Source organism: Oceanobacillus sp. FSL K6-0251 (genome assembly GCF_038004725.1).
Classification (GTDB): domain Bacteria; phylum Bacillota; class Bacilli; order Bacillales; family Amphibacillaceae; genus Oceanobacillus; species Oceanobacillus oncorhynchi.
The window spans coordinates 3356666-3371346 of the sequence record NZ_JBBORS010000001.1 but is presented as its reverse complement, the minus strand read 5'-3'; the positions used below and the strand labels follow the sequence as shown (position 1 = coordinate 3371346).

The following is a 14681-nucleotide window of genomic DNA, read 5'->3' as shown; positions in this document are numbered from 1 at the left end:
TCCTGATAAAAAATTTCTTCTATATATCATAAGGGAAATGAGGGCTGCTTAGGATGCAATAGAATGAAATGAAATTTATTTGTCGTTTTTTAGCAGATTAAATCAAGCAATGTAGACAAAAAGTATGCTAAAATTAATAGGAAGTGCTAAAATAAAGCAATCTATTTTATTAATCTAATTGTAGGTGAAAAAGTTACAATGTCAAATATGCTACGAGGAACGATGCTTTTATCAGGTGCGTCGTTCCTGTCCAAGTTTTTAGGAATGATTTTTGTTATCCCGTTTTTTGCAATCGTTGGTACGACAGGTAATGCGCTGTTTGTATATGCGTACACACCTTACAGTATTTTTATTAGTTTATCCACAGTCGGCATACCGGCGGCAGTATCAAAATTTGTATCCAAATATAACGCTTTAGGTGATTATCAAATTGGGATGCGGATGTTCCGTGCCGGCAGTGCATTAATGCTAGTCACTGGCGTTGTTGCATTCCTTGTGATGTTTTTATCAGCTGATTGGATAGGAGCACAACAAATTAAAGGAGAAGGCGGACCAATAACCCCGGATGATATCGCCTTTGTTATCCGTATGGTCAGCTTTGCACTGATTGTTATTCCGGCAATGAGTATTGTCCGGGGATTTTTTCAGGGGAATCAGTCCATGGGGCCGACGGCTATCTCCCAAACCATAGAACAAATTGTGCGCATTATAGCTATTCTGCTCGGCTCTTATATTATTGTAAATTACTTTAACGGGTCGATTACTTTAGCAGTAGGTTTTGCTGCATTTGCAGCTTTAATCGGCGCCCTGGCAGCTTGTTTGGTTCTTTTTTGGTATTGGAGAAAAAGAAAACCGTTTATTGATAAGAAAATTGCAAACCAGAAGACGACACATGATTTTCGCACGGTCGATTTATTTAAGGAATTATTTCGATATGCCGGTCCATTTGTATTAGTTGGTCTAGCTATCCCGCTATATCAGCTTGTTGATCAGTTTACATTTCAGCCTGCCATGGTTGCCAGCGGCAGAGGAGCAATATATGATACAGAATTGGCTGTTATCAATAACTTGGGACATAAAATAGTTATTATACCGATGACTATCGCTACAGGATTATCTATGGCGATGCTGCCATCGTTAACGAATGCTTTTACACAAAACGATCAAACTACTTATACAAAACTAATTAACCAGGCTTTACAGGTTATCATGGTATTTGTCATTCCGGCAGCTGCAGGAATTGCAATTCTTTCCGATGAAATTTTTGGTTCGTTATTTACGCTGGAAGATATTGAGATTACAGGGAAATTGATGGCCTTATATGCTCCAGTGGCATTGCTCTTTGGCCTGATTACAGTAACAGCTGGGATGCTGCAGGGTCTTGATCAGCAAAATTATGCGGTTATCAGTTTATTGGCCGGTCTTTTGGTAAAAGTATTATTCAACAGTCAGTTTATTCATATGTTCGGCGGACAAGGAGCCATTTTAGGTACGGCAATTGCAGCAGGTATTGCTGTTTTGCTTAATTTAATCCGAATAAAAAGAAGTGCTGATTTTTCTTATAAACAAACAGTAAAGCGAACGATTTTAATTTTGATTTTTACAGGAATGATGTGCTTCGTTATTGCAGTGTTAAAATTTGGTTTCAGCTTCTTTCTGCCATATCAGGAGGAACGCTGGGCAACGACGATGATGCTTTTCATCGGTATATCTGCAGGCGGACTATTCTATCTATTTTTAGCGTATAAATCAACATTGTTAGAACATATCTTTCAAGGGAATATACCAGGCTTAAATCGATTGAAACGCAAAAAATAAGGAGTTCTCCTATGCGATTAGATAAATTATTGGCAAATATGGCTGTTGGAAGCAGGAAAGAAGTAAAACAGCTGTTAAAAGCGAAAAAAGTCACTTTAAATAATCATGTGGTCAAAGACGGTTCGATAAAAGTAAATCCAGATATAGACAATATCCATGTAGATGGAGAGCCTGTCATTTATCAGGAATTTATTTATTTGATGCTTCACAAGCCTCCCGGAGTTGTATCGGCAACGGTCGATGCAAAGGATAAGACGGTCATTGACTTGTTATCCGAACAGGAAAGACATTTCCAGCCTTTCCCAGTGGGGAGGCTGGATAAAGATACAGAAGGTTTATTATTAATTACAAATGATGGAGATTTAGGCCACCACCTGACTTCTCCGAATAAAAATATACCGAAAATGTATCGTGCCAAGGTGAAGGGGGATCTGCCTCGGGATGTAATCCAACAATTTGCTGATGGAGTTACGCTGGAAGATGGTTACTTTACTAAACCAGCTAAACTGGAAATATTATCTGTAGATGAAGAATCGGGGATTTCTGAAGTACAAATAGAAATTACGGAAGGAAAATTTCATCAGATTAAACGGATGTTTGAAGCGGTTCAGGGGAAGGTTATCTATTTAAAGCGACATCGAATGGGAGAATTAACCCTAGATGACCAATTGGCGCGGGGAGCTTACCGCCCGCTGACCGAGGAGGAAGTAGCTTATTGCTACAGTTTAAAGAAATAAGGAGTTATGACCATGTCTCATTATTTTATAGGTATCCAGGTAAAGCCATTGTTGGCAGAGCAGCTGACAGAATGGCAGAAGCATTTCATGCAGCATCTTTCTTATAAGCAATGGACGGATAAGGAAGATTTTCATATTACGCTTGCTTTTTTAGGAGAAGTAGGTGAAAAGTCGATAGAAACTCTCCGGAATGAGCTTTATTCTATCACAGCTTACACAGCATTTGATTTAAACAGAACAGGCTTAGGTACTTTTGGAAATAAACATCAGCCAAGGGTTTTATGGCTGGGGGTGGAAAATAATCCAATGTTGAACCGCATACAGCATCAAGTAGTACAGATTTGTGAAATTATCGGCTATAAAAATGAGAAGAGAGCGTATACTCCGCATATTACTATCGCTAAGAAATGGGCAGATCAAAAGAAAACCGTAACAGAAGACAGCTGGAATAAAATAATATCCAATATGCCTTCCTTAGCTGAAGCATTTAACGTGGATGCGGTGGAGCTATACAAGGTACATCCTTCTTCCACTCCGAAATATGAAATCATTCAGCGTTTTCCATTGCGTCATGAGTCATTTAGCTGAATCTCATTTACAAATAAGTGTGTGAAGGGACAGTTTGCAGACCTTTCAATGGCAACTAGAAGCGTAGCAGGTTTTCTGATGAGAAAAAGGAGAGAATAGGATAGATGGCACAGTTAATTAAGCTACAGGATTATATTTCCAGATATGAGTGGGATACCTATCGTTACCCCACTCAATATATCAGACAAAAGAAAGAACAGTGGGAACAGTTCTATTCGGAATGGCTTGATCCATCTCTGAAGGAGGAGACCAAACAAGAGGCACAGCCGGAAGCAGAAGAGGTAAAGGAAAAAAACTCACTGCTGCAAAAATGGAAAGAACGATTTATCAAATCACCGGTTGTTGTAGAGGATTTGACTCCAGACGAAGAAATCGTAAAACGGAATAAACCGTTATTAAAGCTCCCTGATACGGAAGAAGAATTAAAGCAGGTTTTTTTGGATCGCATATTGGAAATTCAGATGAAATGGGCATCATCCACTGTTTCGCAGGTTTCTGTCGTTGATTCGAATTATTATAATGATCCATTATTACGATTTTTGCTGCAGCGGTTTCCAGATACATATCTTGTGATGTACCGTCCTATATTTGAAGTGAAGCAAGCGGCAGTGGAGACAGATATTATACTTATCACACCAATTGGAGTAGAAATACTATCATTTGTTGAACTGGATACGGACGAAGTAATTATGGCTGGAGACGAACGTACCTGGACCATTACTGCTAAAAATAATGAAGAGCCGGGGCGGCTGGTCAATCCATTAATTTCGTTAAAACGGTCGGAAAAATGGATTGAACGTTTTCTGAAGGAAGAGAATATCGATATTCCGATTAAAAAAACAGTGATATCCAGAATTAATCGTATTTTATATGCCACCGCACCTTACCAGACAGAAATTATCGATAAGCTCTCCTTCCCGGAATGGTTTAAAGAGAAGCGATCTATTCATTTACCGCTGAAAAAGAGGCAGCTCAGTGTGGCTGAATCCTTGTTAAGAAACAGCTTATCGCATTCTTTTCTGAGACCGGAATGGGAAGCAGAGTAAGCTGACGATGTATTTATTGATTGTGAATCCCCATGCTGGGAATGGGAAAGCAAAGCAGGCCTTTGAGCGTATTCAAAAGATGGAAAGTTTTCACAGCATCGAGCAAAAAACTTTATTTACTGACGCACCTGGGGAGGGCAAAGTGATTGCTGCAAATTATTCCGGGGATAGAAGGATAAAGCATGTTATCGTTATCGGCGGAGACGGAACCATGCATGAAGTAATGAATGGCTGGGTGAACCAAGAAGTGCCGGTTTCTTTTATTCCGACCGGTTCTGGAAATGATTTTGCCAGAGGGACCGGTCAAAATCGGAATGCAGAGAAGCAATGGCAGAAAATCATTTCAAGTCCGGATAGGTACTGCTATTGGAATGGCAGGGTTCAACTGGACAACAGTGAGAACAAAAAATTTATCAATAGTATCGGTGTCGGGATAGATGCAATAACGACAGAAGCAGCAAATAAATCTCGATTAAAGGGCTGGCTCAATCGTCTGGGTTTGGGGAAGCTGATTTACCTGATTGCATTAATCCGGGTAATCTGGAGCTTTCAACCGATGAATATTCGTTTGAAATACGATGGAAAGGTAAGGACATTGCAAAATGTCTGGCTCATTTCTGCAGCAAATCATCCCTATTGCGGCGGAGGGTTAAAGGTAGTACCACATGCAGTCCTGCATCAGGAATATCTGTCCATACTGATTGTTCATCAGATATCCAGAAAGAAAATTCTATTATTATTCCTGCTGATTATTTTTGGCCTGCATCGTTTTTTAAAGGAAGTAGAATTATTTCGGACGAAGGAGCTGGTGATAGAGGCTGATTCACCAGTCCGCTATCAGGCAGATGGAGAAACTGGAAGGCTCCGTACTTGTCTGATTACAAAGGATCAACGGGCAGTACATATTATATAAATAGAAACTTCATTCAGTAGGAGATTTACAGACGATTCTCCATGATAAATAGTAGAAAAAGCAGATTGATTGAAATTTTATTATATTTTAATATTATTGATAATGCATGTAGATATTGTAATTTTGATCATTTCTAGATACAATAAAGACTTAACACATGAAAAAGAATCATATTATTTATCGGAAATAGAGAAGGATTGCTTGTCTATCTGATTTATAACCAGATAAAAAGCAAGAATGGTCTATTGATGAATAAAGATTTTTCGGATGTTTCTTGAACACGCACTTGAATGCTAATTTTGAAAGATGGGAAGACATTATGATTAACTGGCTCGAACATGCTTTAGGTACAGGATGGCTTGTCAGACCGGCTGGAGGTTTGACCGGCGAGGCATTTATAGCTGAAAAAAATGGAAAGCGATTGTTTTTGAAACGGAACACATCGCCTTTCTTAGCTGTACTCTCTGCAGAAGGAATTGTACCAAAGCTTATTTGGACAAAGCGAATAGAAAATGGTGATGTTATTACCGCTCAAGAATGGCTGGAAGGGCGTTCTTTGAATGAAGAAGAAATGAAGCAGCAATCTGTGGCTGATTTATTGTATAAAATACATCATTCCTCGGAATTAATGCATATGCTGTTAAAAATGGGGAAAAAACCGGTAACCTCAGATGAAAGCTTCACCCAGCTTTGTTTACAATTAGAAAATAATGGCTTAATGCATGAGCGGGAAGAGGTACTGGAAGCAATTGGTTTGCTGGAAATGATGCTTCCTTATACAAGGAACCAAAGGCTCGCTGTATGTCATTGTGACATGAACCATAATAATTTAATCTTAACAAAAGAAAACATCATTTATTTAATTGATTGGGATAATGGAACCATTGCTGATCCTGCAACGGATATTGGTATGCTCTTAAAATGGTATATTCCAAAGGAAGATTGGAAAGAGTGGCTTATCAATTACGGAATAGAGCCGGACAGACAATGGTTTATTCGTATGTACTGGTATCTCCTGCAGGACAACCTCCAATTCTTATGCTGGCACTTTGACCGTAATGAGAAAGGGAAAGTCCAGCAAAGATTGAAGGAATTACAGGAAATCAACCAATCGATTAAAGATTTTATTGTTTCTTAGCATATCGGGATACCAATCAGAGGTTTTGCTGGACCGTATTGATCCAATGCTGAAACTGATCTTGATGATCACCAATATGTTTTGTCAGATCGGATGCAGCAGCCCCATCTTTACCATATTGGTAAATGCGCGTCAGGACGTCCCGGATATCCTGATCAGATAATTCTTGTTGAGCTAATAGGAAAGCAGTGAGCCTTTCTAACTGAGCATGTTCATTCGGAGACACAGAGGAATCAGATTGATGCTCGTCTAAAATATCACACAGTAATTGCAATTTGTTTTGCAGAGATAGTTGCATCTAAATTCACCTCGTTCCTGAGCATAGTTTAAACGGATAATGCATTATTATTCACATCATCAAAAGCTATAAAAGTGAGGAAAGCGTATATGAGACAAAGATATAAACCATGGGCAGATGATTATTTAAAGGAAAAAAATTATATTGTATTAGAGAAACCGAGCTTACATAAAGGGGAATGGAAAAAAGTTTTTGGCAACAATAATCCGATTCATGTAGAAATTGGTTCGGGTAAGGGGCAATTCATTACAGGAATGGCAAAGCAGCACCCGGATATAAACTTTATCGGCATCGAGGTAGCGAAAAGTATTATTGTTTCTACAGTTCAAAAAGTGGATGAAGAAACGTTAGATAATGTTCGCCTATTGAATGAAGATGCGAATGATTTGCTTGCTATATTTGAAGAAAATGAAATCGGGCAAATTTATTTAAATTTCTCCGATCCTTGGCCAAAAAATCGTCATGAGAAACGTCGCTTGACCTTTAGAAGCTTCTTGGAGCAATACCAGCATATTTTGCCGGATTCAGGTCAAATCGTTCTCAAAACCGATAATCGCGGATTATTCGAGTATTCATTAGTCAGCTTTTCCGACTATGGAATGAAGCTGAAAGAAGTGAATTTAGATTTGCATGCTATTGAGGATGAAGCGAATGTGAAGACAGAGTATGAAGAAAAATTCGCTTCCATGGGACATGTCATCTATCGCTGTACAGCACAATTTTCATCTTAATAAAGAAAGCTAAAGCTTGATGATTCGCAAGTCTTCCAGTGCGAGACGCGTTTAAGTTCCAGAGGATGAAAATAAATGATTGACAGTACTTCTGTTTATTTGTCATAATATATACGATATGAATGGATTTGATGAACCTTTAATTCAGTCCCGCGAGGCTGGTAAGGAAAACGGATGAAGCAAAATAAATATGTCCTTTAAAGAGACGTTTCCAAAGCTTAATAAAAATGATGTTTAAGATTCTATGGTCTTTTTTATCATCCTTTTGGAACACATATTTAATGGATAATGTTCCTTTGTGTATTCTGACACCTTACCCCGGACTGGTAAGGTGTTTTTAGCTAGAGAGCAATTGGATATAGAATACATACAGAAGGGACAGGTATTGATGAAATCAAGAGAAATACAAGTACATGAACGGCTGCCATTATTACAGAGCTTGCCTTTAAGTTTGCAGCATTTATTTGCAATGTTTGGTTCCACAGTTTTAGTACCGCTTTTATTTAACGTAGATCCAGCAACTATTTTAATGATGAATGGGTTTGGCACACTGCTGTATATTTTTATAACGAAAGGGAAAATTCCTGCTTATTTAGGATCGAGCTTTGCTTTTATCGCACCAGTTATGTTAGTTCTGACAGATGGAGGAGGCTATGGTGCCGCCTTGGGTGGTTTCTTCGTAGTAGGTCTTGTTTTGACTCTGATCGGGGTGATTGTGAAATATGCGGGTACAAGCTGGATTGATGTTATTTTTCCGCCGGCAGCGATGGGAGCTATTGTAGCCGTTATTGGGTTGGAGCTTGTGCCTACAGCAGCAGATATGGCTGGATTGTTGCCGGGGGCGGATGTTCCAAGAGATATGACTGCGATAACGGTATCTTTGCTGACGCTGGGGGCAACGATTGTTTATTGGGTGACTTTAAGAGGATTTCTGAAAATTATTCCGATTCTTCTCGGTATAGTAACTGGTTATCTGATTGCGGCGATGTTTGGAATTGTTGACTTTACAACCGTACGGGAGGCTGCCTGGATTCAAATGCCGACCTATTATCAGATTGAGTTCAACTGGTCTGACATCCTTATTATTTTACCGGCTGCGCTTGTTCTTGTGCCTGAACACATTGGACATTTAGTAGTTACAGGCAATATTGTGAAGAAGGATATGGTAAAGGATCCGGGCTTAGACCGTTCTTTATTTGGTAATGGTATTTCTACGATGCTTTCCAGCTTTTTCGGATCGACACCAAATACAACATATGGTGAAAATATTGGAGTTCTTGCGATAACAAGAGTATATTCTACATGGATTATCGGCGGAGCTGCGGTGTTAGCAATTATCCTTTCCTTCTGCGGAAAGCTTGCTGCTTTAATTTCATCTATTCCAACACCGGTTATGGGCGGTATTTCTTTACTGCTTTTCGGGATTATCGCGGTAAGCGGTTTGCGTATGCTTGTAGAGCAGCAGATTGATTATAATAATTCGCAAAATCTTATCCTGACCTGTGTAGTATTGGCAATTGGTGTCAGCGGAGCCAGCATTGAACTTGGTGCAGTAGAATTGACAGGAATGGGGCTGGCGACCATTGTTGCCATTTTAATCAGCTTATTCTTTAAACTGCTGGATGCTTTAAACTTATCGAATGAGGATAAGTAAATAAATATATGAATGAGGCATAGAAAGAAAACTGCACTCGAATGAAATTGGAGAGAATTTCATATAGAGCGGCAGTTTTCTTTTTCAAATAACAATTTTTGCAATAAGAAAGCATAAACAATGAAAAATAGAAAGCGATAACAACTCCTATACAGTCGTTGTTTGATATAAAAAGTAGAATAGAAACGCACCATACCAGCCTGGAAGCTGGTTAAATTTTTTATTGACGAACCATCTGTTTGGTGATAATATTTCGATTATCACTAAAATAGTTTCGTTATTGATAGAAGATTCGAAGCAGTTCCATACGCTTGTGGACTGCATTTTACACTATAGACTATGAATTTTCTTCAAAAGAATCATAAAAGTATGAAATCATTTAAAACTCTATTAATAGTCTGAAAAATATGTGAATATATACACATCTATAGGCGTAATTCACAGAATCTTTCATATAACGGAACCATTTAAACAGTTAGCCGATTGTCTTTGGGCATAGAAATGTTCATAATCTCTTAGAGGACAGACAGCAGGAAAAACATAATTTAATTAATTGGAGGATGAATGAACATGGCACAAATGCTTGCATTAGTTCTTATTGTATTGATTTTATATATTGGAGACGTGGTTGCTGCCAAAACCAAGGCTTGGGTACCGTCGATTTTTGTCTGTGCCGTTCTGTTTTTAGCGGGTTATTGGACCTTTTTCCCGCAGGATATAGTTGAAATAGCAGGTATACCTCCTGTAGTTGCTACAGTGCTGATGTACATGCTGATTGTAAATATGGGGACACTATTATCCTTAAAGGAGCTGAAGCAGCAATGGCGTACGATTTTAATCGCTCTCGGCGGTGTTTTAGGTGTTGTTGCCTTTCTGCTTAGCTTTGGCACCTTACTTTTCGGATTTCAGGCTATGGTTGTCGCCGTTCCACCGTTAGTGGGAGGGCTGGTATCCTCACTGATTATGTCAGAAGGTGCTGCAGAAGCAGGTCTGGTAAGCTTATCTGTATTTGCAATCGTTATTTATGTGATGCAAGGCTTTGCAGGTTATCCTTTAACATCTGTGATGTTGAAAAAAGAAGGAAAGCAATTATTGAATAAAATACGCAGCGGTGAATTAAAAGAAGCTGATACATCGAATAAAACAGCAGCTGAAGAGTACGAAGGTGCAAAGTTATTTAGGAATCTCCCGGAACAATATAATACCAGTTATTTTATATTTTTTAGATTAGCTGTTACCGGGTTCCTTGCTTATCAGATATCTGCATGGCTGGAGCCAGTCGTATCTGTCAGTCCGATGGTCCTTTGTCTGTTATTCGGTGTTATCGGCAGAAGTGCCGGCTTCTTGGAAAAGCAGGCGCTGCAGAAGGCAAACGGGTTTGGTTTTGCGATGTTGGGGCTGATGCTTTATATTCTTGACGGATTAAGAAATGCTACCCCGGATATGATGCTTGACATTATCTACTTATTAGTCGGAAGTATTCTTTTAGCTGTAATCGGAATGTATATCTTCTCCTTTATTGTTGGCAGGCTGTTTAAGGTCAGCAAAGCAATGGCATATGCAATATCCTTAACTGCCTTTTACGGGTTTCCAGCGGATTATGTAATTACCAATGAGGTGATCACCTCATTGACGAAGGATACAAAGGAAAGAGAAATATTGACGAGCCATATGCTCCCTCCGATGCTGGTTGGCGGATTTGTGACCGTAACGATTGTTTCTGTTATACTAGCAGGAGTATTTGTCAGTTTCTTGTAGATTGAAGGAGGAATCATTACGTGAAAGCAAACCAGGAACGCATTGAAAAACATATTAAAGCATTAAGCAGATATACAGCGACGCCGAATGAAGGAACCACCCGCTTGACTTACAGTGAAGAAGATTTACAAGCCCGTATCTATATTAAAGAGCAGATGGAAGCATATGGGTTAGAAGTAAGAGAAGACGGTCTCGGCAACATTTTTGGCAAGCTGGAAGGCGAAAAGAAGGATGCGCCAAGTGTAATTGTAGGATCTCACTTTGACAGTGTTCCTCATGGCGGAGATTATGACGGTCCGGCTGGTGTGATTGCCGGTCTAGAAATCGCTGCATTATTCCAGGATAATCAAGTTAAGCCGGTATATCCATTAGAAATTATTGCGATGATTGAAGAAGAAGGATCAAGGTTTGGCGGCGGTTTAATGGGCTCCAGAGGAATTGCCGGATATCTTTCAAAGGATGATGTTCAAGAGACCAAAGATAAGGACGGTATCTCTGTCCCCGAGGCAATGAAAAAGATTGGTTTGGATCCTTCATTAGAGGTGAAACGAGATCCAGAAACAATCAAAGCATTTTTAGAAATGCATATTGAACAGGGGCCTATTCTAGAAGAAGAGCAGATTTCCGTGGGAGTGGTGGAATCTATTGTCGGATTAACACAATTAGAGGTAACGATTGACGGGAAAGCAGGACATGCTGGTACAACACCGATGGATCGGCGCTCTGATGCGTTAGTAGCGGCTGCCAATATCATTTCCAAGCTTCCGCAGATTGCAATGGAAGAAGGAGAAGGAACGGTGACAACGGTAGGAAGACATCAGGTATTTCCAAACGGAGCAAATGTAATTCCGGATAAAGTTGTTTTCTCTGTGGATATCCGTTCCAGCAAAGAAGCACATGTAAAAAATGTCGTGCAGAAAGTAAAAAATCTGGTTCGCTCTTGGGAAGCCAATGGTATTCAGACTGCAGTAGAGCAGTCCTTATACATGCAGCCTAAGGAACTGAACAAGAAAATTCGTTCTATACTTGAAGCATCATGTGCGCAGTTAGGTACCTCTTTTATCAACATGCACAGCGGAGCGGGACATGATGCGATGGTCCTTGCCGATATAACGGATGTCGGATTGATTTTTGTGCCGAGTAAAGACGGTCTCAGTCACTGCCCGGAGGAATGGACCGCAATCCATGAGCTTGCTGCAGGCATCGAAGTATTATACGAAACTGCATTAAAATTAACGGAAAAATCCTAGTGTCGATTTGGCACTGGGATTTTTTTAATAGGTTATATCATATATGTTATGATAATAAAAAGAAGAAACGATGGAGTAAACATGGTCAAAAAAAAGCCTGCTGAAAAATTCAAGCCGGCTTTTGCAGATGTATTGATTAATTTATGTAATGATGGTAAAATATAAAAGTTAAAGATATACTGAATAATATATATCCATATATTATAATTATACATTATAATAATAAGTATGTCAACAGTTGTTTTCGGAAATAAAGGGGGAAGTTGATGGATAAGCAAAGGGATAGCCACGAATTTGAATATCAGCGACTAGAGAAGGTATTAGATATTATTGATAAGAAACAACATGCTTTGAAGGAACAATCCTCCAAGGTGAAGGAAGATGTCGTTGAATTACGTAAAACATTCTGGGATGATATTACCGTTAATATGGATGAAATGGATGACATTATTGAGACACAGGAAAGTATTAAGCAGCAATCCAATATCCTCGCACAGAAAGAGCGGCATTACGGGAAAAATTATCAGCGGATGAACCAATTAGAACGGCTGAAAAACCAGCCTTACTTTGGGAGAGTTGATTTTCAGGAAGAAGGCAGTGAAGAAATCGAGAAAATTTATATTGGTACTTCTTCGTTAATGGATGAAGAAGAGAAGGATTTTCTTATTTATGACTGGCGGGCTCCGATTTCCAGTATTTATTATGACTATGCTCCAGGCCCGGTAGAGTACCGGACGGAGGAAGAAACAGTGAATGGCGACATGAGCTTAAAACGACAATATATGATCCGGAATGGAAAAATGAAAGGAATCTTTGACACCTCCGTAACTATTATAGATGAGATGCTCCAGGAAAGCTTGAGCGGGGCGGCTGATACACAAATGAAATCGATTGTTTCTACGATTCAGCAAGAGCAAAATGCCGTTATCCGTCATCGCGGCAGTAAGGTGCTTGTTGTACAAGGTGCAGCGGGAAGCGGAAAAACATCTGCAGCATTACAGCGCATTGCCTATTTGCTTTATCATCATCGGACTAATTTGACAGCGGACCAGGTGCTGCTTTTATCTCCAAATGATTTATTCTCAAGCTATGTAGCAAATGTGCTCCCTGAATTGGGCGAGGAGCCGGTCAACCAGCAAACCTTTCATCAATTCGTTCTCAAAGGAACAGATAAAGCATTACATGTAGACACCCCCTTTGAACAGATTGAAAAGCTGATGGGGTTAGAAGAAGAAAAACAGAAATCATTAAGGGATGCAATTCAGTATTTTTCCAGTACGGCTTTTATGGACACAATTAATCAGCATTTAGAGAAATTAAATCAAACAAATCTTGTTTTCCGCTCTATCCGTTTTCGAAATGAATTACTCATTGATAAGACGGAGATTGAAGATTATTTTGCATCCTTGGAGAAGGATATGCGTCTTCCAAATAAAATGGAGCAGTTAAGAAATTGGCTGCTGCAGCGCATTCGTGCATTTCAAAAGGAAGAAATCGAAAAAGATTGGGTTTTGGATCAAATCCAGCTGTTAACCAAAGATGACTATATGAAAGCTTATCATGAAGCAGAGAATGAACATGAAGAAAGCAGTATCCAGGATGAAGAAAAGGTTTTGAGAGAGAAAATTATTCGTAAAACATTTGCTCCATTGCAAAATATGATCCGTCAGAACCGTTTTATTAATACATTTAAAATGTATATGGACTTTATCGCAGAATTGAATGGAACCAGTGCGCTTCAACAATATAAAGCAGAAGCAATTAGGCAGCTCCGGAAAAAACAGCTTCCATGGGAATTGGCAACTGCTTATAACTACTTTAAAGGGGAAATGATTGGCCACCAGGTTAACCGGCCTGTGCATCTGATTGTAATGGATGAGGCACAGGATTATACGCCTTTTCAATTTGCTTATTTAAGGCATCTTTATCCGTATGCCAGTTTTACACTGCTTGGGGATGTAAATCAGGCAATTTATTCCTATGCATCGGAGGAAAATCCGATTCAGGAGAATATTTCGTTTAAGGAAAGTACGGAGCGGATCGTATTAACGAAAAGCTATCGCTCAACGAAGCCGATTGCAGATTTCACATCATACTTTTCACCGAGCAGTGAACCGGTTGAACCCTTTGAACGTAGTGGTTCACTTCCAGAGGTCATTCATTTGACAAAATCCATTTCTGAAAAGGATGCATTGCTTCATAAAATAGAAGAGAAGCAGCAGGAAGGCCATGAAACGATTGCGATTATAGCGAAGACGGCAGGTGCCTGTGATAAAATATATCAACAGCTGCATAAAGAAATAGATATCAAACAGGTTAATGAGCATACCAAAACCTATCAAAAAGGGGTTGTGGTTGTTCCTGTCTATTTAGCAAAGGGGATTGAATTTGATGCGGTGATTCTTGCAGATGCTTCCAGTGAAGTGTATTCACACCCTACAGATAAATATTTGCTTTATACCGCGTGCACCCGTGCTATGCATGATTTGACCTTATTGTACTCTGATAAAATATCTCCTTTTTTAAGTGAGGTTCCTAAAGAGAAATACAGGTATGCGACGATTGTGGAAAGGTGAGAAAAAGTATGAAGAAGGATTTCCGTACCTTGCGATAAAGGTTTGGAAATCCTTTTTTATTGCAGTGTAACTGACTGTGCGATTTTCAACATCGAGACACAAGGAAAATCCGAAGTTGCAGTTTTTCTTCTCTGGAGATTGGCAAATAATAAAAACGGAGACAGAATGATATCC

The 14681-nt window shown here is 39.3% G+C and carries 12 protein-coding genes; 11 read left to right on the top strand and 1 reads right to left on the bottom strand.

Annotation, left to right across the window (positions count from 1 at the left end; all coding sequences use genetic code 11):
- Positions 1-198 precede the first annotated feature (198 nt).
- From MKY45_RS16785 to MKY45_RS16760, 6 genes are all read left to right on the top strand, one after another.
- Positions 199-1818, top strand: a complete 1620-nt coding sequence (locus tag MKY45_RS16785; RefSeq protein WP_341173135.1) for a putative polysaccharide biosynthesis protein — start codon at positions 199-201, stop codon at positions 1816-1818.
- 11 nt (positions 1819-1829) lie between these two features.
- Positions 1830-2555, top strand: coding sequence for a pseudouridine synthase (locus MKY45_RS16780; RefSeq protein ID WP_042535590.1), 726 nt, complete (start codon positions 1830-1832; stop codon positions 2553-2555).
- Positions 2556-2567: 12 nt separating this feature from the next.
- On the top strand, positions 2568-3143 hold the full coding sequence (gene thpR, locus MKY45_RS16775) for an RNA 2',3'-cyclic phosphodiesterase (protein WP_341173134.1): 576 nt from the start codon (positions 2568-2570) through the stop codon (positions 3141-3143).
- 104 nt (positions 3144-3247) lie between these two features.
- Positions 3248-4189 (top strand): nuclease-related domain-containing protein, encoded by a 942-nt coding sequence (locus MKY45_RS16770; RefSeq protein ID WP_256704931.1) that lies wholly within the window; start codon positions 3248-3250, stop codon positions 4187-4189.
- A gap of 7 nt (positions 4190-4196) precedes the next feature.
- Positions 4197-5102, top strand: coding sequence for a diacylglycerol/lipid kinase family protein (locus tag MKY45_RS16765; protein WP_042535586.1), 906 nt, complete (start codon positions 4197-4199; stop codon positions 5100-5102).
- Positions 5103-5421: 319 nt separating this feature from the next.
- Positions 5422-6240: a phosphotransferase family protein gene (locus MKY45_RS16760; protein WP_042535584.1), complete on the top strand. Its 819-nt coding sequence runs from the start codon at positions 5422-5424 to the stop codon at positions 6238-6240.
- 16 nt (positions 6241-6256) lie between these two features.
- Here MKY45_RS16760 and MKY45_RS16755 read toward each other — a convergent pair whose 3' ends face one another.
- On the bottom strand, positions 6257-6538 hold the full coding sequence (locus MKY45_RS16755; protein ID WP_341173133.1) for a YtzH-like family protein: 282 nt from the start codon (positions 6536-6538) through the stop codon (positions 6257-6259).
- Between the two features lie 89 nt (positions 6539-6627).
- On the opposite strand from MKY45_RS16755, the gene trmB reads away from it, so the two are divergent.
- The 5 genes from trmB (at position 6628) to helD (ending at position 14507) form a co-directional block, all read left to right on the top strand.
- On the top strand, positions 6628-7269 hold the full coding sequence (gene trmB, locus MKY45_RS16750; RefSeq protein WP_042535580.1) for a tRNA (guanosine(46)-N7)-methyltransferase TrmB: 642 nt from the start codon (positions 6628-6630) through the stop codon (positions 7267-7269).
- Positions 7270-7657: 388 nt separating this feature from the next.
- Complete coding sequence (gene uraA, locus MKY45_RS16745; protein WP_341173490.1) at positions 7658-8923, top strand: uracil permease; 1266 nt, start codon at positions 7658-7660, stop codon at positions 8921-8923.
- A 570-nt stretch (positions 8924-9493) separates the two neighbouring features.
- On the top strand, positions 9494-10681 hold the full coding sequence (locus MKY45_RS16740; protein WP_042535576.1) for a hypothetical protein: 1188 nt from the start codon (positions 9494-9496) through the stop codon (positions 10679-10681).
- Between the two features lie 20 nt (positions 10682-10701).
- The gene (locus MKY45_RS16735; protein ID WP_341173132.1) at positions 10702-11931 is read left to right on the top strand and encodes a Zn-dependent hydrolase; all 1230 of its coding nucleotides are present in this window, start codon (positions 10702-10704) and stop codon (positions 11929-11931) included.
- 266 nt (positions 11932-12197) lie between these two features.
- Entirely contained in the window at positions 12198-14507 is a 2310-nt protein-coding gene (gene helD / locus MKY45_RS16730; protein WP_341173131.1) for an RNA polymerase recycling motor HelD, read from the top strand.
- Positions 14508-14681: the final 174 nt, after the last annotated feature.

Bases quoted from the DNA above. Each gene is read 5' to 3' on its own strand.
- MKY45_RS16785 (WP_341173135.1), top strand. From the start codon at position 199: ATGTCAAATATGCTACGAGGAACGATGCTTTTATCAGGTGCGTCGTTC.
- MKY45_RS16780 (WP_042535590.1), top strand. From the start codon at position 1,830: ATGCGATTAGATAAATTATTGGCAAATATGGCTGTTGGAAGCAGGAAA.
- thpR (WP_341173134.1), top strand. From the start codon at position 2,568: ATGTCTCATTATTTTATAGGTATCCAGGTAAAGCCATTGTTGGCAGAG.
- MKY45_RS16770 (WP_256704931.1), top strand. From the start codon at position 3,248: ATGGCACAGTTAATTAAGCTACAGGATTATATTTCCAGATATGAGTGG.
- MKY45_RS16765 (WP_042535586.1), top strand. From the start codon at position 4,197: ATGTATTTATTGATTGTGAATCCCCATGCTGGGAATGGGAAAGCAAAG.
- MKY45_RS16760 (WP_042535584.1), top strand. From the start codon at position 5,422: ATGATTAACTGGCTCGAACATGCTTTAGGTACAGGATGGCTTGTCAGA.
- MKY45_RS16755 (WP_341173133.1), bottom strand. From the start codon at position 6,538: ATGCAACTATCTCTGCAAAACAAATTGCAATTACTGTGTGATATTTTA.
- trmB (WP_042535580.1), top strand. From the start codon at position 6,628: ATGAGACAAAGATATAAACCATGGGCAGATGATTATTTAAAGGAAAAA.
- uraA (WP_341173490.1), top strand. From the start codon at position 7,658: ATGAAATCAAGAGAAATACAAGTACATGAACGGCTGCCATTATTACAG.
- MKY45_RS16740 (WP_042535576.1), top strand. From the start codon at position 9,494: ATGGCACAAATGCTTGCATTAGTTCTTATTGTATTGATTTTATATATT.
- helD (WP_341173131.1), top strand. From the start codon at position 12,198: ATGGATAAGCAAAGGGATAGCCACGAATTTGAATATCAGCGACTAGAG.